This is a genomic window from Flavobacterium sp. (assembly GCF_035760125.1).
Lineage (GTDB): Bacteria > Bacteroidota > Bacteroidia > Flavobacteriales > Flavobacteriaceae > Flavobacterium.
Window position 1 is genome coordinate 1 of record NZ_DASTTN010000461.1, and the last position, 20,451, is coordinate 20,451.

Consider the following 20,451-nt stretch of genomic DNA (forward strand, 5'->3'; position numbering starts at 1 on the left):
GATATAGACGGAATCCCCTTTTTATTTTTCAATAGGCAAATCAGTAGCATGTCCCCATTCTGTCCATGAACCATCATAAACGGCTTTTGGATTGTCTGAAATCAACTCAGTGGCCAGTAAAACGATGCAGGCGGTGATTCCGGAGCCACAGGTAAAGAATAAAGGCTGATCGTTCAGTTTTAGGATTTCTTTTAACTCTTCTGTCGATTTGAACTTTCCGTCTTGTTGCAAGTCAGTAAATGGAATATTTATGGAACCGGGAATATGTCCGCTTCTTAATCCGGCTCTCGGTTCTTCGTGAGTAGCGTGGAATCGATCCGCTGATCTGGCATCCATAAGAACAGCTTCTTTGGTTGCGATATTTTCCTGAATCTGCTCTTTGTTTTTGATTAATTCAGGCTGAAATTTGGCTTCGAAATTCCCTTTTGGGTAAGTACTTGCTTGTTGTTGCTTTTCTGTTGGAAATCCTTTTTTTATCCATTCCGGAAGTCCGCCGTCCAAGACAAAAACATTCGAATGTCCCATCGCTTTGAACATCCACCAGGCTCTTGGGCTGGAATAGATTCCTAAAGTATCATAAACGACAATTGTGCTGTTTGAGTTGATGCCTAATTTTTGAGATTCAGTAGTGAATTTTTCTTCCGAAGGAAAAGTGTTTGGTAATGGATTGCTTGTGTCGCTAAAATTATTTTTGATATCAAATAAACGAGCGCCTTTTATTTGTAAATCGGGATTTTGATTCTCCAAATTGGATTGGTTTTGTTCCAATCTAGCCTCTAGTATGATTAAATTGGAATCGTTTAAATGTTCTTGAAGCCAAGCTGCTGAAACTATTGGATTTGTCATTTTTAGAACTTAATTTTTGCTGTTAATTGTTGTAAATAATTTTGTCCTTCTTCCCAATATTCGAGATTAGATTCAGAGTTTATGTGTCCTTTTTTGCCAACGTTGATAAAATCACTGCCCCAATAATCGGCTAATTCTTTGGCTCTTTCCAATGACATATAAGTGTCATTTTCGGTTCCAATTACCAGTGTTGGAAAAGGAACTACTTGCGTTGGAATAGGGGAAAAGTGCCTCAGGAAATCGGGTGTGTGTGCTGGAGAATCGACATCGGCGGGAGCGACAAGCATGGCGCCAACGATGTTTGGATTGTTATTTTGGGAAATCCAATGCATCACTAGGGAAACTGCCAGACTATGAGCCACCAAAATGGTTGGCTCCTCTATTTGTTGAATAGTTTTTGAAAGTCTTTCAAGCCATTCCTCGAGTTGAGGTTCGTCCCAATTGTCTTGTATGACTTTGGTTGAATTGGTAAATTTTTGCAACCAAAAGCTTTGCCAGTGTTTTTCGCCAGAATCACCGAGTCCTGGAATGATTAATAAGTGCGGGGTCATTTTTTACATTATTTTGATGGTATAAAAATACAGATTTTTTATACGTTGTTGGCATAGCTTCTTATGAAAGTCTAAAGTTGTTATTTAGCCCCGATAGAAGTGGAAATCTCCCGATTTAGAAAAACAAGGCTTTTTTGCCGGAGTTTTTCTTGATCGGGAATTGTAACGGATAGCGGGACTGAATAGGATAGTTCCAAAAATGTGTGCTCCAAAAAAAAAAATCCATCAACCGAGGCTGATGGATTTTCTATATTCAAATGGATGACTTAAAATTAAGCGTCCAAATCTACAGTAGTTCTGCTAGCAATTTCTTTGTAAGTTCCATTTACTAATTTCTCGCGGATCGCTTCAAAAGAAGTAAGCGTTTCAGCAATATCTTCCAATGTATGGGAAGCAGTAGGGATAACACGCAATAAAATCATTCCTTTTGGTATAACCGGATAAATTACGATTGACAAGAAAATACCATAGTTTTCTCTTAAGTCATTTACCATTACCATCGCTTCTGGCACGCTTCCTTCAAGATAAACTGGAGTAACGCAAGTATTGGTGTCACCAATATTAAATCCTTTGCTTCTCAAACCATTTTGCAAAGTGTTTACATTTTCCCATAATTTGTCTTTCAATCCTGGGTTATCACGCAACAATTGTAAACGCTTTAATGAACCAATAGTTTGGATCATTGGCAACGCTTTCGCAAACATTTGAGAACGTAAGTTGTATTTTAAATAATCGATAATGTCTTTATCTGCAGCCACGAAAGCACCGATATTCGCCATTGATTTTGCAAACGTAGAGAAGTAAACATCAATTCCATCTTGACAACCTTGTTCTTCACCAGCTCCGGCACCTGTTTTACCAAGTGTTCCAAAACCGTGTGCATCATCAACAAGTAAACGGAAATTGTATTTCTTTTTCATTTCTACAATCTCTTTCAGCTTTCCTTGTTGTCCACGCATTCCAAAAACACCTTCGGTAATAAATAAGATACCACCACCAGTTTCTTCGGCTAATTTCGTAGCGCGTTGCAGGTTTTTCTCCATGCTTTCGATGTCGTTGTGCTTGTACGTAAAACGTTTTCCACTATGCAAACGAACTCCGTCAATAATACAAGCGTGTCCGTCTACATCGTACACAATCACATCATTTCTAGTAACCAACGCATCAATGATAGAAACCATTCCTTGGTAACCAAAATTCAACAAATAAGCTGATTCTTTCATTACGAAAGCAGCCAATTCATTCTCTAATTGTTCGTGATATTTAGTGTGTCCGCTCATCATACGCGCTCCCATTGGGGCAGCAGCGCCATACTCAATAGCTGCATCTGCATCTGCTTTACGAACTTCTGGATGGTTTGCAAGACCCAAATAGTCATTCAAACTCCAGTTCAAAACCTCTTTTCCTTGAAATTTCATTCTTGGTCCTAAGTCTCCTTCTAATTTTGGGAATACAAAATAACCTTCCGCTTGTGAAGCCCATTTTCCTAAAGGTCCTTTATTGTTTTGAATTCTTTCGAATAAATCTTTTACCATAATATATATTTCTACTACTATTAATTTAAAGTCTCGTTCCGAAGTTTCGGAATCGGGTGCAAAAATAATTATTTATAATGTATTAGCATCTTGAAAGTATATTTATTTTTTCAAATCCAAACCATTATAATAACTAATGTTGTCATTTTGAGTTCAGTCGGATGTGGGAGCTATTTCCTGCTGTACATTACAAGCTCTCCGTCATAAACCTTTTTTTCTATTGTGCCGCAAGGAGCTTCCTCCAGTCGCTCTTGCACCACAAGAAAAAATAGGTTTATTCCATCGAGGCTTTCCATTTCCATCAGGGCTAATGCGTGAAATGACAACTTTTTTCAATAAAAACACGTATATTTGAATCAGGTTCGATTAATATGGCAATAAGAATGATAATTTCAATATGAAAATTTAGAATCTAATAATCTACAATATAAAATAGAAAAGATGTCTCAAAATGCAAAAGAACTAAAACTCGCCGTACTTATTGATGCAGACAACGTTCCATACAGCAACGTAAAAGGAATGATGGAGGAAATTGCCAAATACGGAACACCTACCACCAAACGTATTTATGCCGATTGGACTAAACCAAATGCCAACGGCTGGAAATCGGTCTTGTTGGAACACGCCATTACGCCCATTCAGCAATATAGCTACACCGTTGGGAAAAATTCTTCCGATTCGGCCTTGATTATTGATGCGATGGATTTGCTGTATTCTGATAAAGTGGATGGTTTTTGTATTGTTTCCAGTGACAGTGATTTTACCAGACTGGCTATTCGATTGCGAGAGTCGGGAATGAAAGTTATTGGTATGGGTGAGAAAAAAACGCCGAATCCCTTTATTGTTTCTTGCGACCGATTCATTTTTATTGAGGTTCTGGAAGGAGCCATCAAAAAGAAAAAGCCTAAACAAGCGGCTACAGCTTCTGCAACTGATACTAAGGGCACTAAGAAAACTCCCGAAAAAGAAACTGCCATAAAAATCGACAATAAAACAATTGAGTTGATAGAAGATACTATCGATGCCATTGGAGATGATGACGGTTGGGCTTTCTTAGGCGATGTTGGAAATCTAATCGTAAAGAAAAAGCCTGAGTTTGACCCTAGAAGCTACGGTTTTAGTAAACTCACTCCATTACTTAAATCCTTAACCGATATTCTGGAAATTGACGAAAGGGATTCCGATAAAAAAGGAATCAAACATGTTTATGTTAGATTGCGATATACTTAATAAGCAACAAAAAAGGAGGGTGTATGTACCACCCTCCAATTTGTAAGTTCTGATTTATCATTATCTAACTTATACTTAAATTCGGTATAGCTGACTATTGAGATACTTTTTCTAATATTAAATATTTGTGATATTATATGCTCAAGTAATTAATCAGAACCACAGTCAAATTTACAATTATATTACGCGTAAGTCAATGAAAAGTAGATTTTTAACTGTATTTTAACCTGCTGTTGTTTAATTGTTTTAAATCTAATTTTATTAAACAGATAAGCAACATTATCCCGAAATAAATTTGGTATTAAAAATCATAATAAAAAAAGCCAACATTACTGTTGGCTTTTATATTCAATATTTAAACAATTATTTTGTATAAATATCATTTACAGTGAAAGATTGTCCTGATTCAGTGAATGTATATCTAAGAGTCAAACCTGAATCTGTTACACTTATTAGTTCATAAACTTCAATATCAGTACCATATTTAATAGTAATTTTATTTCCATCTTTAGACCAAGTTCCAGTTTCTGTTGAAAGAGTGCAATCTGAACCTTCGTAGGAACCATATACGGCAACACCTCCTGTTTTAATTTCTAAATAATTTTTGGTACAGCCTGGAGTATTATCCCAGTTGTCCGCCTCTGGAGATGTTATATTATTAGCCGTATAGCTCATTTTACTCAAATTCCATTTTCCTTCAATAGAAGCAGAAGTTTCATTATCATCATCTTTACTACAAGAGACAACAGCCATTCCTAAAGTCAAAACTGAAAGGAATAAAATACTTAATTTTTTCATTTTTTTTTTTTTTTTTTTTGTTTATTAAAAGAAAATATTAACAGTAAAAATAAGGATAAAAAAATATTTTATGTTAAAATTACTTACATACAAATACTATTAAAATAAACTTAATGTTTTGATATCAGTTATGTGTTTGCAGGTAATTAAGCATCAAAGTATTACAAAAAAAAACTTAATTTTTTATAAATTAAAAAAATAATAAAAACCATTTTAAAACGCCGTATTTTTACTTTTTAAATTTAAATCTATTAAAATTATAATGAAAATCGTCTTCGCTACCAACAATGCCAATAAAATTCACGAAATACAAAGTATGCTTCCTGAAAGCATTGAAATTATTAGCCTGGAAAGTATAGGTTGTTATGAAGAAATTCCAGAAACTGCTGATACAATTGAAGGAAATGCTATTATGAAAGCAAATCACATAACCGAGAAATATGGTTATGATTGCTTTGCAGATGATACTGGACTTGAGGTAGAAGCTTTGAATGGAGAACCAGGAGTTTATTCTGCCCGATATGCTGGAGAACAAAAATCGGCTGAAGACAATATGAATAAATTGCTTGTAAATTTAGAGAATTCAACGAATAGGAATGCCCAATTTAAAACCGTAATTACTTTAAATCTTGAAGGGAAACAGTATCTTTTTACTGGAATTGCCAAAGGTGAAATCACTTTAGAAAAAAGCGGCAATCAAGGTTTTGGTTACGACCCGATTTTTAGACCTGAAGGTTATCAGGAAACGTTTGCTCAACTTTCATTAGAAACTAAGAATACTATAAGTCACAGAGGAAAAGCTACTCAAGAGTTAATTACCTTTTTAAATCAGAATCCGCAGTAAATTTTTTTGAATATTGAATAAAGCAGATGATTCTTTTTTAAATATTCTAAGAAATTTTTAACCAAATGATTGTTACAATAAAATATAGTACATTTGAAATGCGTTATAGCTTTTCACTCAAATAATTCAGTATGTTCAATATCAAAACATTATTTTTTGCTTCTCTTTTATTAATTCCAACAGTTCATTACGGGCAACACACAGATGAAATTAATTCAAACAGACCAGGCGAATCCATGTCGGCTTTTGCAGTTGGAAAAACGGTTATACAAGTAGAAACAGGTGTGTTTGGCATTCAAGAAAGTCACAGTTTGTCTAAGTATGATGCCAATGGTTTTGGGATTGATTTTGAATTGAGATATGGTGCATTTCTTGAGAATTTAGAATTTATTGCAGATGTTCAATATGTAAATGAAACTTTTACGTATCCTATGCAAATTGATGATAGAGCCGATTTTAAGCAATCAGTTTTGGGAGCTAAATATTTGATTTATGATCCTAATAAAGGATATAAAAAAGAAGCAAATATATACAGCTGGAAGGCAAATCACAAATTCGATTGGCATCAAGTAATTCCAGCAGTTGCCGTTTTTGCTGGAGCCAATTTTACAGGTGCCGATAATCCATATTATTTTTCTCCAGAATCGGCTATCTCTCCAAAGGCAGCTTTGATTTTGCAAAATCATTTAGGTGACGGTTCTTGGGTTTTTGTTACCAATATTATTTATAATTACATAACTACCGATTATCCTAGTTTGAGTTATATTTTAACCTTAACCAAAGGAATTAATCAAAAATGGTCGGCTTTTGTAGAAAATCAAGGTATAAAAAGCGATTTTTATAGTGATGCCATCGTTCGAGGCGGAGCAGCTTATTTGATTAATCGAAACATGCAGGTTGATGCTTCTATAAGCACCAATTTTAAGGATACTCCTTCGCTTCTTTACGGAGGTGTTGGAATATCATGGCGTTATGATGGACGATATAAGGAAGTTCATCTTTTGACCAAAGAAGAAGAAGCTGCAGAAAAAATGGCCAAAAGGACCAAAACCAAAAATGGGTTTAAAAAAACAAAGAAATAATAGTATTAATACCCTATAATTAAAAACGATCAGATTTCAGAGGTCAAAAAACGAATAAATGATTCTTAGGAAATTAATTGTTAAAAATTTGATTGGTTGAAAACAAATTTTACATTTGTTTTAAGAGATGAATCTCAACTAGTTCATTGCTATTTATTTAATAATTAATATTATGAAAAAAAATTATATTCTTTTTATTGCGATTCTATGTATTTCATGTAATAGTGATGATCCTGAAAACATACAGGGAGTCGTACTTGCAGAAAATGTTGATGTTTATCTTAAAAATAGTGCTGGTGAAAATATTTTAGGCACTGATAAATATCCAGAAAATAGCATTATTATAAAATATTTAATACAAGGAAAAGAACTTGGTTATGGTTATAATACGACAGGTGCCATTTTAGATAATCCTAGAGGTTTTTTTGTTGAAAAATTATCGGAACAGGAAACAGGAAAAGGGATGCGTATTTTTTTGAATGCAGATTCTTCTGAAGAGTATCCGATTACCTATTTGCGTTGGAACGAAACAGAAACCGATACTTTCAAAGCAAAATACAGAAGAACTAGAGGTTCCGTTATATTAGAAAAACTGTGGTTAAATGATGTTCTAGTTTTGGGAGCTGAAGGGCAAACTACTAGTTATATTACGATAGTGAAATAATTAAGAAAACAAATTTTTTAAAAACTTAGAAGCCCATTATTTTGGGCTTTTTTTATGCAACCTTTTTTTATTGTGCCAAAGTTGGCTATATTCGTAGCGTTTCCATTATTTACAAACAAACGCTTTAGTAGCTATAAATTGACACAATTTCATCTAAATGATTACCATTCAAGAAGCCAAGACCAAAAACGAGTTAATCGAATTCATAAAATTTCCTTTTTCCTTATACAAAGGTAATTCATATTGGGTTCCGCCCATAATTGCAGATGAACTGGAAACATTCGATAAAACCAAGAATCCAGCTTTTAACAGTGCAGAAGCTAATTTTTATGTTGCTTACAAAAACAATCAGATTGTTGGTAGAATTGCAACAATCATCAACTGGGATGAGGTTAATAATCAACAGAAAAAGAAAGTTCGTTTTGGCTGGTTTGATGTTATTGACGATGTTGAAGTAACAAAGGCTTTACTTGAAAAAGTATATGAACTGGGACGAAAGAATAATCTGGAATATGTAGAAGGACCAATGGGATTCTCAAATCTGGATAAAGTAGGTGTTTTAACCGAAGGTTTTGATGAATTGGGAACGATGATCACCTGGTATAATCATCCGTATTACGCAACTCATTTTGAAAAATTAGGTTACGTGACCGAGAAAGAGTATATGGAGAATAAATTCCCTTTTGCAAATGCCAAACCGGAATTTTTTGAAAAAGTAAATGAATTGGTTAAAAAACGTTACCAATTGAAACCGATCAATTTCAAATCTACCAAAGATGTAATGCCTTACGTGGACAAAATGTTTGATTTGTTTAATGAGTCCTACGCTAGTTTGTCTTCGTTTGTTGCGATATCCAATGTTCAAAAAGAATATTTCAAAAAAAAATACATCAGTTTCATCAATCCCGAATACATAAAATATGTGGAGGACAAGGATGGAAATCTTGTGGCTTTTGGGATTGTGATGCCTAGTTTTTCGAAAGCGCTTCAAAAAGCCAATGGTAAATTATTTCCTTTCGGTTTTTTGCATTTATTGAAAGCAAGACGGAATAGCAAAGATGTTGTTTTTTATCTTATTGGTGTGCGTCCCGATTATCAGAACAAAGGGGTGACCGCAGTGATTTTTAATGAATATTACAAAACGTTTACTGAAAAAGGAATAGAGTACTGTTATAGAACACCCGAATTATCAGATAATTTGGCTATTCAATTGATTTGGAAAAACTTTAATCCCGTGGTTCATTGCCGAAGAAAAACCTTTAGGAAATCACTGTAAATCAATTTGTTTAAAAAAAAAGGAACCTCTTCATTCATATGAAGAGGTCTTTAAGTTTATACGCCACATTTTTTTTAGATAGCATGAACATCACTCCATTTTTCAGCTAGTTTATTGAGGTTAGCTTTCATCAAATCATCGGGTGTCATTGCAATTCTAATTTCGCAATGTGCTTCAAAATTTAAAAACCAAGGTTCGCAAATAGCGGGAATTGCTGAGGAATCTGGAATATCAACAATCATAACCGCACCTCTGTTTCCTTCTTGTTCAGAAAAATAAATGCTTTCTGGTTTGATATCATCAATAACGCGACCAATGATTTCGCCAGCTGTACCATTTCTAACCATTGAGTTGAAAGGTTCAATAGGAAAGATAACATTAATTAACATTTTCATTGTGACTGGATTTAAAGTTAATACTTCTAAAGGTACAAAATAATTATGTTAAATATGTATGTAAATAATTGATAATCAATACGTTTTGTTTGGATTTTAATTAGAGTATTTTCTTGTTTTTTAATTTGAAAAGCCAAAATGGAACTTTTAATTCCTATAGAGATAATTTGTTTTTTTGCTTGTTTTAAAGCATAAAAAAAGTCCAAAAATCATGTGATTCTTGGACTTTTATTAATCAGTTTTCTCTAATTAAATATCGTCAAATTCGATATCAGTAAAGCTAGATGTATTTGGAACAATGTCTTCGTCTGTTTTATCTAAAGCATATTCTTTTTTGAAATCTTTTTGGTGTCTTTCTGAAATTACTTCTTCGCCTTTGTGGTTCAAAACGTAAGATGTCATGTCTTCTAGAATTTCTGAAAAAGCGGTAAAATCTTCTTTGTACAAATAGATTTTATGTTTTTTGAAATGAAAAGAACCATCTTCTTCGGTGAACTTTTTACTTTCGGTAATCGTAATATAATAATCGTCGGCTTTAGTAGCTCTTACGTCAAAGAAATAGGTTCTTCTGCCAGCTCTTAAGACTTTTGAAAATATTTCTTCTTTTTCTAACATATCATTTTCTCTCATAATCTTATCGTCATTTTTTTATTTAATAGCAATCAAAAATCTTAAAAATATATGTATTATCCAACAATTAAAGCAATTCTTTTTCCGAAAGTTGCTTTAAATAAAGCGCTGCATAATATCCGTCTTGGTTTATTAATTGATTATGAGTGCCTTGTTCAATTATCTTTCCATCTTCAAGAATGATAATTTTATCTGCATTTTTTGCAGAAGAAACCCTATGACTTACTATTATAGTAGTTTTATTCTTGCATATTTGATATAGGTTGTTCAAAATGGCCTCTTCGGTTTCGGTATCAACAGCAGACAGGCAGTCGTCAAAAAGTAAAATTTCTGGATTTTTTATAATCGCCCTAGCGATAGAGACGCGTTGTTTTTGCCCACCGGAAAGTGTAATTCCTCTTTCTCCTAATATGGTGTCGTATCCTTTGTTAAAACCGATAATATTGTCATGAACAACAGCGCTTTTTGCCACTGCTTCAACTTCTTGATCGGTTGCATCTTCTTTTCCAAACTTGATGTTGTTTTTGATGGTGTCTGAAAATAAAAAGGCATCTTGGGGAACTACTCCGATGCTGTTGCGTAAATCAAACAAGTTGAGTTGACTAATTTCATGATTGTCTATCAAAATTTGCCCGCTAGTTACATCATATAATCGGGATAGTAAAGCCAAAACGGTAGATTTTCCAGAGCCTGTTTTTCCTAAAATTGCTAGAGTTTCTCCTTTATGAACGGTGAAGGATACATTCTGGAGCGCTTTTATTTGAGTGTCATTATAGGTGAAACTCACATTGTCAAACGTGATGCTGCCTTCTATTTTTGATCTGTGAATATTTGTATTCTGAATTTCAGGTTCTATTTTCAAAAATTCATTCAATCTTTTTTGAGATGCTTCGGCTTCTTGGACCATAGAGGAGACCCATCCTAGTGAAGCCACGGGCCAAGTTAGCATGTTGACGTATAAAATGAATTCAGCAATAGTACCAATACTTTTGATGGTTCCGTGAATGTACATCAAACCTCCAAAATAAATTACAATTAAGTTACTGACACCAATCAAAGCAATCATTAAAGGGCCAAATAGGGATTGCACCTTTGCCAAACTTAAGCTTTTGCTTTTGCTTTCATTTGCCAAGTCATTGATGTTGGATTGATGCTGATCTTCTAATGAATAGGCTTTTATAACCCTTATTCCTGAAAAAACTTCTTGTGTGTAACTGGAAACTTTTGATAAATATTGTTGGAAAGTTGTCGATCTTTTATTGATTTCAGAACTCAATTTGAAGATGCAATAGGATAATATAGGTAAAGGTAATATGGTATATAAAGTTAATCTTGGTGATACATTATACATATAGCCAATTACGATTGCAAAACGGATAAAGGTGTTTATGGTGTACATTACGGCCGGGCCAACATACATCCTTACTTTAGAAACGTCTTCGCTTATGCGATTCATTAAATCTCCTGTTCGGTTTTGCTTGTAGAAATTTTGGGATAGATTTTCATATTGACGAAAAACTTCATTTTTTAAATCGAATTCGATATGACGAGACATTACAATCAAAGTTTGTCGCATCAGGAAAGTAAGGAAACCTGCTATTATAGTCGTTGCGATAATTAATAAGATATTCGAAATTAATTCTTGACTTATTACGCTGGAGTCTACAGATTTAGTTTTTGCGAAAGCTTCAATTTCATTAAATGACTTACTAATCAGTTTTGGCGTAAATAAAGAAAATATTTGTGCGATTATGGTGATAATTATACCTAGTGAAAAGCTGTATTTGTACTTAATGAAATATTTATTTAAATATCGTAATTCTTTCATGTTATAAGAGATTCGCTATTGAATTGTTTTTGTTTTTTATTTAATGTCTGAATTTTAACAATTGGGTTAAAAAATCATTTTCTCTAAATAATTGACAGATATTTATTTTTAGATAAATTTAATACTGTATATTTATTTTTTGCGTATGTTTGGTTTGTCTTTTTGATAAATTCGTAATTTTTAACTAAAAAAATAGTACTATGGATGCTACTGTTACCACTGGGAAAGAACTTCAAAAAATGGATCCAGTTTTTGGACAATTGTCTTTTAATGATCACGAGCAAATCGTTTTTTGTAACGACAAAGATACGGGATTAAAAGCAATTATTGGTATTCATAATTCGGTTATGGGACCTGCATTAGGAGGAACTCGTATGTTTAATTATGCTAATGAATGGGAAGCTTTGAATGATGTTTTACGTTTATCCAGAGGGATGACTTATAAAGCGGCTATCACAGGATTGAATATTGGTGGTGGAAAAGCAGTTATTATGGGTGATGCCAAAACTCAAAAAACTCCAGAATTGATGCGTAAATTTGGAGAGTTTGTACATTCTCTAAGTGGAAGATATATTACGGCTGAAGATGTTGGAATGGAAACTTCGGACATGGATTTGGTAAGAGATGTAACTCCTTACGTTACCGGAATTTCAGAAGAAAGAGGTGGAGCCGGTAATCCTTCTCCTATTACTGCTTTTGGAGTGTATATGGGAATGAAAGCAGCCGCAAAACAACAATTTGGTTCTGAAAAATTAGAAGGTAAAAAAGTATTGGTTCAAGGTATTGGACATGTAGGTGAGACTTTGGTTGAGTATTTGACTAAAGAGGGAGCCCAAGTTTTTATTGCTGATATCAATGAAGAAAAATTGTATGAAGTAGCAACAAAATATAATGCTCAAATATTTACTGGAGAAGATTTATACAGCGCTGATGTTGATATTTATGCACCTTGTGCGATGGGAGCAACAATTAACGATGCTACCGTAAATAAAATTAAAGCAAAAGTGATTGCTGGTGCTGCTAATAATCAATTGGCTAATGAAAATACACACGGTTTAATTTTGCAGGAAAGAGGTATTCTTTATGCTCCTGATTTCTTGATTAATGCTGGTGGAATTATCAATGTTTACGCCGAGTTAGCTCATTATGACAAAGCTGAGATTATGCGTAAAACTGAAAATATCTACAATACTACATTGGAGATTTTTGATTACGCTGTTGCAAATGGAATAACAACTCATCAAGCCGCTTTGACTATTGCACAAAATCGCATCGATTTAAGAAAAATAGAAAACGCTAAATAGTTTTCGAAATTAATTTTTAGTGGTCAGCTATCAGTTTTATGGGATTCTATAAAACGGATAACTGACCACTTTTTTTAAAAGTGTTTCGATTTAAAATGAAGCACGAAACGTTCAATAGTGAACACTTTCTCAAATAAAGCAGCTATAAATTTTCATTTAAGCGATGAAATTCTTAGTTTTGCAAACTAATTTAAAAAGTTCTTACAAGGTGGTAAATAGAAGACACATCCGCGTTAAAGTCATGCAATCCATTTATGCGATGCATCAAAACGGTTCTGATAATCTAGAAAAAGAAGAAAAATTTCTTTTTTATAGTATTGACGCCATTCAAGATTTATACCTTATCATGCTTTCTTCGCTGATAGAAATATGTAAAAAAGAAACTGTTTTTTTACATCTGTCAAGCCAAAAACATTTGGCTACAAAAGAAGAACGTAATCCAAATGAGAAATTCATCAAAAACAGTATTTTTCAAATTCTTGCCGAAAATAATTCCCTTAGCATAGCTCTAGAAAATCGTTCGATTAACAATTGGACTTTGAATGATGATTATATTATTCTTCTTTTGAATGCTATAAAGGAAAGTGATTTGTATGCCAAATACATGAGTAATGAGGTAAACACTTTTGAGGAAGATAAAGAGTTTATCGTTGATATATTTACGGATGTAATTGTTCCAAACGAAAAATTATACGATTATTTGGAAGATGATAAATTGACTTGGATTGATGATATTCCTTTGGTAAATACTCATATTATCAAACAGCTAAAAGCAATAAAACAAGGGGAGGACGATAATTTTAGAGTTCCAAAATTGTACAAGGACAATGAAGATAAGGCTTATGTGAAAGATTTGTTTAGAAAAACAGTTTTAAACGAAACGGAACTGGCTAAAGAATATGTTGATAAAACACCTAATTGGGATAGTGAACGTATTGCCGAAATTGATACTATTATCCTTAAAATGGCTATTTGTGAGTTCTTGAAGTTTCCATCTATTCCGGTGAAAGTAACTTTGAATGAGTATTTGGAATTGGCAAAGGAATATTCAACACCAAAGAGCAGTATTTTTATCAATGGTATATTGGATAATTTGGTAAAAGAGCTTGAAGCAAATAAAAGAATTGTAAAAATCGGAAGAGGTTTGATGTAATAATCAATATTTAATTCCAAATTTTACAGTAAAATAAAAACAATTAACAAAAACTAAATTTTAAATTATGGGACAATTACAACAGTTTTTACCATTTCTATTAATGTTTGTGGTTATTTATTTCTTTATGATCAGACCACAACAAAAACGTGCTAAAAACGAAAGAGAATTTGAAAGCGCTTTGAAAGTAGGAGATAAAATTATTACCAAAAGTGGTATTCACGGGAAGATATCAGAAATTGCTGATTCTACTGTAGTTATTGAAACAATGGCTGGAAAATTGAAAATGGAGCGCTCTTCAATTTCTATGGAATTGAGCGCAACTTTGAGTAAAAAGGAGTAGTCAAGAAGTTATAAAATTTAAAATCCCAAATTCCGATTTTCTAATTGGAATTTGGGATTTTTTTATTTGTAAAATAGCATTATTTTTTCTTGTTCTTTTTGGTTTTTTTTGCTTTAGCCTTAGCTTTTTTTTCTTTGATTTTAGCTTTTAGCTTTGCTTTTTTGACTTTCTCTTTTTTTAATTTCTTAGCTTTTTTTGCTTTTTTCTTAGCTTTTTCTTTAGCCTTGGCTTTTTTGGCTTTCTCTTTTTCTTTTTCCTTCATTTTTGATTTTTTTTTCTTTTTCTTCTTTTCTTCCTCTTGGGAAATTTCAGCTGTTTTTTCTATTTTAGTTTTTACAGCTGCAGGGACTTTAATATCACTTTTTACAATTCCAGTTGCTGGGGCAGTAACTTTGGCTCTGCTGGATCTTGTTATAGTTCGTGTAGCAGTTGATTTGACAACCGTTGGTTTTGTTGTAGTATTTGCAACTGTTGACTTAGGTACAACTGTTTTTGCAGTTGTAGGCTTTGTGGTTGTAGCTCTGGCAACTGTTGATCTTGCTGCTCTCGGTTTTACAACGGCAGGTTTACTAATTTCTGGTTTTTCGTCTTTTGTCGTATCTGGACTGACTACTTTTTCTGGAATTGCTTTATCTTCTTTTTTTTCTATCATAATGGTACTATTGATGGGTTATTAATCGCTTTATCTGTATTGAAGACATAGAGTTGTGTTCTTCTAAATCATTCGATATTAATTAATTGTCGGTTTTGTATTAACAAATATAATGAATATTTTGAAGCTTAAATGTTAATATTTTGCTGATTTTTAAAGGGTTAACTTTATTTTTTGGAGATGAAAATTTTAATCCTTTTAATAAAAAAAATCCCAAATTCCGTAGCTTCGGAATTTGGGATCTCTTTATTAAAACTTTAAGTTTACTTAACTACCTGTATTTATCATTCAAGCCAATATTGTTTAAAATCATTGGTTTTATCTTTTCAATTCTGGAAAGTTTAGTTTCTTCGCGTTTTGCCGTTTCTATATACTCTATAAATTCCTTTTGTTTATAAAGGCTAAATTTCAGGAAAGCTTTTTCCAAATCATTGTGAGAATCCAATTCGTTTTGCAATAGCGTTGGAATTATAACTTCAGTTTTTGTTTTTTCAGGTTTAATTATTTTTTCCAGCTTTTCATTTTCTATAGCTTCCTGAATGTAGGCTAGGATTTCTTTCTCATTAATTTCCTCTTTGGATGCAAAACGCCATTGTCTCAATGATTTGGTAACTCCCTCATTGGCATTGATTAAATGTTTTTTTTCATCTTTTAAAAATACACCATTGAAAAACCAAAGGGTGAAGAAATTTTTGAAACCTCCAACTCCAATTACATTTTTGTTTTTGTATACGTACACGCAACCGCCCCATTTATTGGTTTCAATCAATTCGGTTTTGGCAATGATTGTTTTTAAAAGTTCTAATTCGGTTTCCCATTGATCGTTATTGGTCATAGAAAAAAAGATTTTATCATTTTTTGGGTGCTGTTTCTTTTTTTAGATAGGCTCCATTAGCAGTCAATTCAGCTATTTTAACAATTACATTTACTGCTTTTTGCATACTTTCTACTGGTACATATTCGTATTTTCCGTGAAAATTATGGCCGCCTGCAAAGATATTTGGACAAGGTAATCCTTTATACGACAATTGACATCCGTCGGTTCCTCCTCTAATAGGTTTTATTAGTGGTTTAATACCAAGTTCTCTCATCGCTTTTTCAGCAATAAAGACAATATGTTTAACAGGAAGGACCTTTTCTTTCATGTTGTAATATTGATCTTTAACTTCAGTAATCACAATGTCTTCTCCAAATTGTTTGGCAAATCGTTTGTTAAATTTTTTAGTGATTTTGGTAATTAAGTCTTTGCGTTTTTCAAATTTTTTCTTGTTGTGATCGCGAATAATTAATTCCAACACGGTTTCTTCAATGCTTCCCGTTAAATGATGTACGTGGAAAAAACCTTCATAACCTCTAGTGTCTTGAGGGGTTTCGTCTTTAGGTAATTCGTTAATAAATTCATTGGCAATTAGCATTGAATTGATCATTTTTCCTTTGGCATAGCCAGGGTGAACACTCTTTCCCTTGAAAATAATTTTGGCACCAGCTGCATTGAAATTTTCATATTCTAATTCGCCAACTTGGCTTCCGTCCATTGTATAAGCCCATTCTGCATTAAATTTTTCCACATCAAAATGATGAGCACCACGACCTATTTCTTCATCGGGTGTAAATGCAATTCTGATTTTTCCGTGTTTGATTTCAGGATTGTTAATAAGGAATTCCATAGCGGTCACAATTTCGGTAATTCCTGCTTTGTCATCAGCTCCTAATAATGTAGTTCCGTCTGTGGTTATTAGTGTTTGACCTTTATATTGCAATAAATCTTTGAAATAGGAAGGGGAGAGGATAATATTTTGTTCGGCATTCAACACTATGTCTTTACCGTCGTAATTTGGGATAATTTGGGGTTTTACATTGGCACCAGTAAAATCCGGAGTAGTATCAAAATGTGAAATGAATCCAATTGTAGGTACTTCGTGATCCACATTGCTGGGAAGCGTTGCCATAATATAGGCTTTGTCGTCAATGGTGACATCTTGTAGTCCAATGGTTTTTAATTCTTCAACCAGTTTGTTGGCTAAATCCCATTGTTTAGCTGTACTTGGTGTGGTATTTGAACTTGCGTCAGATTCGGTGTCTATGGTTACATAACTTACAAAGCGATCAATAATATTTTGCATGGTATTTGTTTTTGGACAAAGATAAACATTTTTAAAAAAGAGATTGTTGGTTTTGAATGCTCTTGTTGTGATGTGCTTAAATGAAAAAAAATCCGTCGTAAAACGGATTTCTTCATTTAAAATTGGTTAAAAGTTAGGTTTGGTTTGGTTTATTTTGAGGGGATTAGTTTTGTTTGGCTTCTTTTTCTGCAGCTATTTTGGCATCGGCTGCTGCTTTTTTAGCAGCTTCGGCCTCTGCTTTTGCTATTTGTTCTTCTAATAGGGTTGATTTTTGTAATGCTAATTTTGCAGACTCGGCAAGTTTTGCGTCAGCTTCTGCTTTCTCTTTTTTCAGTTTTTCAACATCTTTATATAGCTTTTCTTGAGCATCTTTAGCTTTTTCTGCTTCCTTTTGGTAAGCGGCTATTTTTTCATTAGACAATTTTTCAGCTTCTTTTGCGGCTTTTGCATCAGCTTCTGCTTTTGCTTTAGCGGCAATAGCTTCTTCTTTGGCTGCTTTTGCATCAGCTTCCGCTTTCGCTTTCGCCTCTATTGCTGCTATTCTTGCTGCTTCTTTTGCTTCAGTAGTAGATTTTTTATCTGCTTCAGCTTTTGCTTTAGCGGCAATGGCTTCTTCTTTGGCTGAAGCTATTTTTGCTTCTTCGGCTGCTTTTTTATCAGCTTCGGCTTTAGCTTTAGCTGCTTTTTCTGCAGCTACTTTGGCTTCGGCCGCTGCTTTTTTTTCTGCTTCAACTTTTGCTAAATATGCTTTTTCTTGATCTTTTAAATCTTGCATTTGTTTTTTAAAATCAATTGGAGCAGCTTCTGTTTTAGCTGTAATTGTTGAAGAGCCTTCTGCACTTACGGCTTCATTTTTGGATTCTTGTGCAAAAAAACTTTGGGAAAATGTTAGAAAAACAATGATTAATGGTAATTTTAAATTCATGATTTTGTGGTGTTTGGTTAGATTTAGGATTAGTTTAGGAAAGACAAATATAACTTTTTTTTCATTTTTTTAACTTTTTAGATAAAAAATATTTTTATTTTTTGTTAAAAGGTGTTTTTTTACAATTTTAGCTGTCTTATTAGGGAAATTTAAGAGAGGTTATTTAGAAGACAAGTGCTCTTTAAACAAAAAAAATCCGCCAGTTACGGCAGATTTTTTGTGAAAAGGGATTGAGATTTATTCTCCTTTTTTAGTGTTTTCTTTACTTTTATCAGTATCCATCATTTCCATTAGTTTTAGACCTAATAATCCACTCATGGATCCATCGGTACCATTGCTTCCGGAAATTAGAACATCTGGAATCACTTTGATTTTTCCTTTACCAATTTCTTCTGTGATTTTGTATTTCGTAAAGTTATCGCCACCCATTGCAGAAACTTGAAGTTGATATGCCTCGGCCGTAGATTTACCAATAGCCATAATTTTTTCGGCTTCGGCAAGACCAGTTTTAGAGATTCTTTCAGCTTCGGCACTAGCGGTAAGTTTGGTTGCTTCGGCTTGAGCTCCTGCTCTTGCTTTTGTTGCTTCGGCTTCGGCATTGGCACGCATTTTAGTGGCTTCGGCTTCGGCATTTACATTAAGTTTTAAACTCGTCGCATCTCCTTCGGCTTTTTTAACGGTTGCATCGGCAGTTCGTTGTGCAATCTCAACACTTTGAGAAGCTTTTACAATTTCCTTTTGCATATCGGCTATTGCCGTTTCTTTTTCCATTCCTTGACGTTGTTCTTGCGCCATTTTTTGAGTTTGATAAGTTTTTTGCTCTTCCTCGGCAATTTTTCTATCAGTCAATGTTTTCATTAACGACTCTGGGGGAACAATATCACCAATTAAAGTATCGACAGCATTAACGTTGTATTCATCCAAAACCACTTTGATGTGGTTTTTAGCTGATTCTTGGCGTTCCTTTCTGGTGGATAAAAATGAAATCACGTCACTTTCCTGAGCCGAGTTTCTGAAATAGTTTCCAATGGTAGGTTCCAAAACTTGGGAAACTAAATTATTCATGCTTCCAAAACGGGCAATTACTTTTGGTGCTTCATTGGCAGGAACATGGATGATTTGTGATACATCTAGATTGAAAGGAAAACCATCTTTGGAGCGTACCGTAATTGTAGAAAGATTTTGATCTAAGTTATGTGACTCACTTCTGGCATCCGCCCAATTCAATACCAAGTTTGTGGTTGGAACCGGTTCTAATTTGGTTGTGTATTTATTAAGAGCATATTTTCCAGGTCCAAAAGGTTCCATCCAAACACCTCGTTGTCCTTTTGAAACTATATTTCCGTGTTTGAAAGTATCTCCTGTCACATCTTGACCGTCTTCACCGATATAAGAGATTACTACTCCAACATATCCAATGGGTACATCAGTCATAGGGGTTTGTTCTATTTGAACTGCCCATGAGTTGATATAATAAGAACCTGCAAGCATAACTTGTGGCTGCAAACCTCTATTTCCTCCATTTTTTAGAAATAAATCAAAATCCTGAAAGTTATTGTGTCCCTCTACAAATTTACCGGCAATTTGACCAATAGGAATAGGTTCGCCATCCATTGCAGTAACAATTCCAACCATGTTTTCCGAAATGACTACTTGAGGAGAAATTATTACTTCGAATAAATGAGTATTAATACGATAAGATCCTGTAGTAACAAAGGCAGATTGTCTTCCTTTTTGCCCGCCATTGTCAAGAAACATTGTGGCATCTTGAAAATTATCAGAGTTTACTTTTTGGGCGAGAATACGACCTGTTGGAATTTCGGCACCGTCTTTGCTTAAAAGTAATCCAATGTTTCCTTCTGGGATTATGGTGAATGAAGCCATGTCTATTGCAAATTGCCAAGGCCACATTGCCCAATATAATCCAGGAGCAAGTGTTTTGGCCTGATATCCAGCTTCGCCTTTGGTGGCAATTATTCGGCCATCCGGCAACGATTTTTCAGAACCGAAAAGAACGAATTTTTTGGTGACTAATCCGATTTTGTTTTCTGGAACGATGACCATTCCAAAGAATACACGTAAAACAAATTTGTAAAAAAGAACTGATAAAAAAATTAAGAATATCCACCAGTTGGTAAGAAAAAATGACATATAGGTTAGGGTTTAGATTACAAACATAATTTATTTTTCTTGTAATCTGATTCTTGTTTGGAATTATTTTTTAACTTTTTGAGCATTAAATTTTGGATGTATTTCTTAAGTTTTTTTATCG

At 33.6% G+C, this 20,451-nt stretch carries 20 protein-coding genes; 8 read left to right on the forward strand and 12 right to left on the reverse strand.

Annotated elements, in window-relative coordinates:
• Nucleotides 1-21: 21 nt before the first annotated feature.
• The 3 genes from VFS71_RS16310 to VFS71_RS16320 form a co-directional block, all read right to left on the reverse strand.
• A complete protein-coding gene (locus VFS71_RS16310) occupies nucleotides 22-846 on the reverse strand; it encodes a sulfurtransferase (protein ID WP_326402606.1) in 825 nt (274 codons plus the stop codon).
• A 2-nt stretch (nucleotides 847-848) separates the two neighbouring features.
• Nucleotides 849-1,397, reverse strand: coding sequence for an alpha/beta hydrolase (locus VFS71_RS16315; RefSeq protein ID WP_326402608.1), 549 nt, complete (start codon nucleotides 1,395-1,397; stop codon nucleotides 849-851).
• Between the two features lie 272 nt (nucleotides 1,398-1,669).
• Nucleotides 1,670-2,932 carry an aminotransferase class I/II-fold pyridoxal phosphate-dependent enzyme gene (locus tag VFS71_RS16320; protein ID WP_326402610.1) on the reverse strand — a complete coding sequence of 421 codons (1,263 nt, stop codon included), beginning with the start codon at nucleotides 2,930-2,932 and terminating at the stop codon, nucleotides 1,670-1,672.
• A gap of 441 nt (nucleotides 2,933-3,373) precedes the next feature.
• Between VFS71_RS16320 and VFS71_RS16325 the strand changes: the two genes are divergently transcribed.
• On the forward strand, nucleotides 3,374-4,162 hold the full coding sequence (locus VFS71_RS16325; RefSeq protein ID WP_326402612.1) for an NYN domain-containing protein: 789 nt from the start codon (nucleotides 3,374-3,376) through the stop codon (nucleotides 4,160-4,162).
• Nucleotides 4,163-4,525: 363 nt separating this feature from the next.
• On the opposite strand, the gene VFS71_RS16330 is transcribed toward VFS71_RS16325, so the two are convergent.
• Nucleotides 4,526-4,960 carry a lipocalin family protein gene (locus tag VFS71_RS16330; RefSeq protein WP_326402614.1) on the reverse strand — a complete coding sequence of 145 codons (435 nt, stop codon included), beginning with the start codon at nucleotides 4,958-4,960 and terminating at the stop codon, nucleotides 4,526-4,528.
• A 262-nt stretch (nucleotides 4,961-5,222) separates the two neighbouring features.
• On the opposite strand from VFS71_RS16330, the gene VFS71_RS16335 reads away from it, so the two are divergent.
• From VFS71_RS16335 to VFS71_RS16350, 4 genes are all read left to right on the forward strand, one after another.
• Complete coding sequence (locus VFS71_RS16335; protein ID WP_326402616.1) at nucleotides 5,223-5,804, forward strand: non-canonical purine NTP diphosphatase; 582 nt, start codon at nucleotides 5,223-5,225, stop codon at nucleotides 5,802-5,804.
• Between the two features lie 131 nt (nucleotides 5,805-5,935).
• Nucleotides 5,936-6,886 (forward strand): transporter, encoded by a 951-nt coding sequence (locus VFS71_RS16340; protein ID WP_326402617.1) that lies wholly within the window; start codon nucleotides 5,936-5,938, stop codon nucleotides 6,884-6,886.
• A 172-nt stretch (nucleotides 6,887-7,058) separates the two neighbouring features.
• Nucleotides 7,059-7,550, forward strand: coding sequence for a hypothetical protein (locus VFS71_RS16345; RefSeq protein WP_326402618.1), 492 nt, complete (start codon nucleotides 7,059-7,061; stop codon nucleotides 7,548-7,550).
• Between the two features lie 157 nt (nucleotides 7,551-7,707).
• Nucleotides 7,708-8,826: a GTP cyclohydrolase gene (locus VFS71_RS16350; RefSeq protein ID WP_326402619.1), complete on the forward strand. Its 1,119-nt coding sequence runs from the start codon at nucleotides 7,708-7,710 to the stop codon at nucleotides 8,824-8,826.
• Nucleotides 8,827-8,900: 74 nt separating this feature from the next.
• Here the strand turns inward: VFS71_RS16350 and VFS71_RS16355 are convergent, their stop codons facing one another.
• The 3 genes from VFS71_RS16355 to VFS71_RS16365 form a co-directional block, all read right to left on the reverse strand.
• The gene (locus VFS71_RS16355; protein WP_111409255.1) at nucleotides 8,901-9,221 is read right to left on the reverse strand and encodes a panthothenate synthetase; all 321 of its coding nucleotides are present in this window, start codon (nucleotides 9,219-9,221) and stop codon (nucleotides 8,901-8,903) included.
• Nucleotides 9,222-9,470: 249 nt separating this feature from the next.
• Complete coding sequence (locus VFS71_RS16360) at nucleotides 9,471-9,851, reverse strand: PUR family DNA/RNA-binding protein (RefSeq protein WP_111409254.1); 381 nt, start codon at nucleotides 9,849-9,851, stop codon at nucleotides 9,471-9,473.
• Nucleotides 9,852-9,918: 67 nt separating this feature from the next.
• Entirely contained in the window at nucleotides 9,919-11,679 is a 1,761-nt protein-coding gene (locus VFS71_RS16365; protein ID WP_326402620.1) for an ABC transporter ATP-binding protein, read from the reverse strand.
• 200 nt (nucleotides 11,680-11,879) lie between these two features.
• Here VFS71_RS16365 and VFS71_RS16370 point away from each other — a divergent pair, with 200 nt between their 5' ends.
• From VFS71_RS16370 to yajC, 3 genes are all read left to right on the forward strand, one after another.
• Nucleotides 11,880-12,983 carry a Glu/Leu/Phe/Val dehydrogenase gene (locus VFS71_RS16370; RefSeq protein WP_326402622.1) on the forward strand — a complete coding sequence of 368 codons (1,104 nt, stop codon included), beginning with the start codon at nucleotides 11,880-11,882 and terminating at the stop codon, nucleotides 12,981-12,983.
• A 241-nt stretch (nucleotides 12,984-13,224) separates the two neighbouring features.
• Entirely contained in the window at nucleotides 13,225-14,136 is a 912-nt protein-coding gene (gene nusB / locus VFS71_RS16375) for a transcription antitermination factor NusB (RefSeq protein WP_326402646.1), read from the forward strand.
• A gap of 67 nt (nucleotides 14,137-14,203) precedes the next feature.
• Nucleotides 14,204-14,479: a preprotein translocase subunit YajC gene (gene yajC / locus VFS71_RS16380; protein WP_326402624.1), complete on the forward strand. Its 276-nt coding sequence runs from the start codon at nucleotides 14,204-14,206 to the stop codon at nucleotides 14,477-14,479.
• Nucleotides 14,480-14,558: 79 nt separating this feature from the next.
• Here the strand turns inward: yajC and VFS71_RS16385 are convergent, their stop codons facing one another.
• The 5 genes from VFS71_RS16385 to VFS71_RS16405 form a co-directional block, all read right to left on the reverse strand.
• Entirely contained in the window at nucleotides 14,559-15,131 is a 573-nt protein-coding gene (locus VFS71_RS16385; protein ID WP_326402625.1) for a hypothetical protein, read from the reverse strand.
• Between the two features lie 271 nt (nucleotides 15,132-15,402).
• A complete protein-coding gene (locus VFS71_RS16390; protein WP_326402627.1) occupies nucleotides 15,403-15,966 on the reverse strand; it encodes a YdeI/OmpD-associated family protein in 564 nt (187 codons plus the stop codon).
• A 16-nt stretch (nucleotides 15,967-15,982) separates the two neighbouring features.
• Nucleotides 15,983-17,254 carry a peptidase T gene (pepT, locus tag VFS71_RS16395; RefSeq protein ID WP_326402628.1) on the reverse strand — a complete coding sequence of 424 codons (1,272 nt, stop codon included), beginning with the start codon at nucleotides 17,252-17,254 and terminating at the stop codon, nucleotides 15,983-15,985.
• A gap of 163 nt (nucleotides 17,255-17,417) precedes the next feature.
• On the reverse strand, nucleotides 17,418-18,179 hold the full coding sequence (locus VFS71_RS16400; protein WP_326402630.1) for a hypothetical protein: 762 nt from the start codon (nucleotides 18,177-18,179) through the stop codon (nucleotides 17,418-17,420).
• Between the two features lie 237 nt (nucleotides 18,180-18,416).
• On the reverse strand, nucleotides 18,417-20,330 hold the full coding sequence (locus tag VFS71_RS16405) for an SPFH domain-containing protein (protein WP_326402631.1): 1,914 nt from the start codon (nucleotides 20,328-20,330) through the stop codon (nucleotides 18,417-18,419).
• Nucleotides 20,331-20,451 lie beyond the last annotated feature (121 nt).

What these genes read in the sequence shown, in the direction of transcription:
- nusB (WP_326402646.1), top strand. Translation starts at nt 13,225, where the DNA reads ATGCAATCCATTTATGCGATGCATCAAAACGGTTCTGATAATCTAGAA.
- VFS71_RS16355 (WP_111409255.1), bottom strand. Translation starts at nt 9,221, where the DNA reads ATGAAAATGTTAATTAATGTTATCTTTCCTATTGAACCTTTCAACTCA.
- VFS71_RS16370 (WP_326402622.1), top strand. Translation starts at nt 11,880, where the DNA reads ATGGATGCTACTGTTACCACTGGGAAAGAACTTCAAAAAATGGATCCA.
- VFS71_RS16360 (WP_111409254.1), bottom strand. Translation starts at nt 9,851, where the DNA reads ATGAGAGAAAATGATATGTTAGAAAAAGAAGAAATATTTTCAAAAGTC.
- VFS71_RS16350 (WP_326402619.1), top strand. Translation starts at nt 7,708, where the DNA reads ATGATTACCATTCAAGAAGCCAAGACCAAAAACGAGTTAATCGAATTC.
- VFS71_RS16340 (WP_326402617.1), top strand. Translation starts at nt 5,936, where the DNA reads ATGTTCAATATCAAAACATTATTTTTTGCTTCTCTTTTATTAATTCCA.
- VFS71_RS16365 (WP_326402620.1), bottom strand. Translation starts at nt 11,679, where the DNA reads ATGAAAGAATTACGATATTTAAATAAATATTTCATTAAGTACAAATAC.
- yajC (WP_326402624.1), top strand. Translation starts at nt 14,204, where the DNA reads ATGGGACAATTACAACAGTTTTTACCATTTCTATTAATGTTTGTGGTT.
- VFS71_RS16320 (WP_326402610.1), bottom strand. Translation starts at nt 2,932, where the DNA reads ATGGTAAAAGATTTATTCGAAAGAATTCAAAACAATAAAGGACCTTTA.
- VFS71_RS16330 (WP_326402614.1), bottom strand. Translation starts at nt 4,960, where the DNA reads ATGAAAAAATTAAGTATTTTATTCCTTTCAGTTTTGACTTTAGGAATG.
- VFS71_RS16400 (WP_326402630.1), bottom strand. Translation starts at nt 18,179, where the DNA reads ATGAATTTAAAATTACCATTAATCATTGTTTTTCTAACATTTTCCCAA.
- VFS71_RS16390 (WP_326402627.1), bottom strand. Translation starts at nt 15,966, where the DNA reads ATGACCAATAACGATCAATGGGAAACCGAATTAGAACTTTTAAAAACA.
- VFS71_RS16335 (WP_326402616.1), top strand. Translation starts at nt 5,223, where the DNA reads ATGAAAATCGTCTTCGCTACCAACAATGCCAATAAAATTCACGAAATA.
- VFS71_RS16405 (WP_326402631.1), bottom strand. Translation starts at nt 20,330, where the DNA reads ATGTCATTTTTTCTTACCAACTGGTGGATATTCTTAATTTTTTTATCA.
- pepT (WP_326402628.1), bottom strand. Translation starts at nt 17,254, where the DNA reads ATGCAAAATATTATTGATCGCTTTGTAAGTTATGTAACCATAGACACC.
- VFS71_RS16385 (WP_326402625.1), bottom strand. Translation starts at nt 15,131, where the DNA reads ATGATAGAAAAAAAAGAAGATAAAGCAATTCCAGAAAAAGTAGTCAGT.
- VFS71_RS16345 (WP_326402618.1), top strand. Translation starts at nt 7,059, where the DNA reads ATGAAAAAAAATTATATTCTTTTTATTGCGATTCTATGTATTTCATGT.
- VFS71_RS16325 (WP_326402612.1), top strand. Translation starts at nt 3,374, where the DNA reads ATGTCTCAAAATGCAAAAGAACTAAAACTCGCCGTACTTATTGATGCA.
- VFS71_RS16310 (WP_326402606.1), bottom strand. Translation starts at nt 846, where the DNA reads ATGACAAATCCAATAGTTTCAGCAGCTTGGCTTCAAGAACATTTAAAC.
- VFS71_RS16315 (WP_326402608.1), bottom strand. Translation starts at nt 1,397, where the DNA reads ATGACCCCGCACTTATTAATCATTCCAGGACTCGGTGATTCTGGCGAA.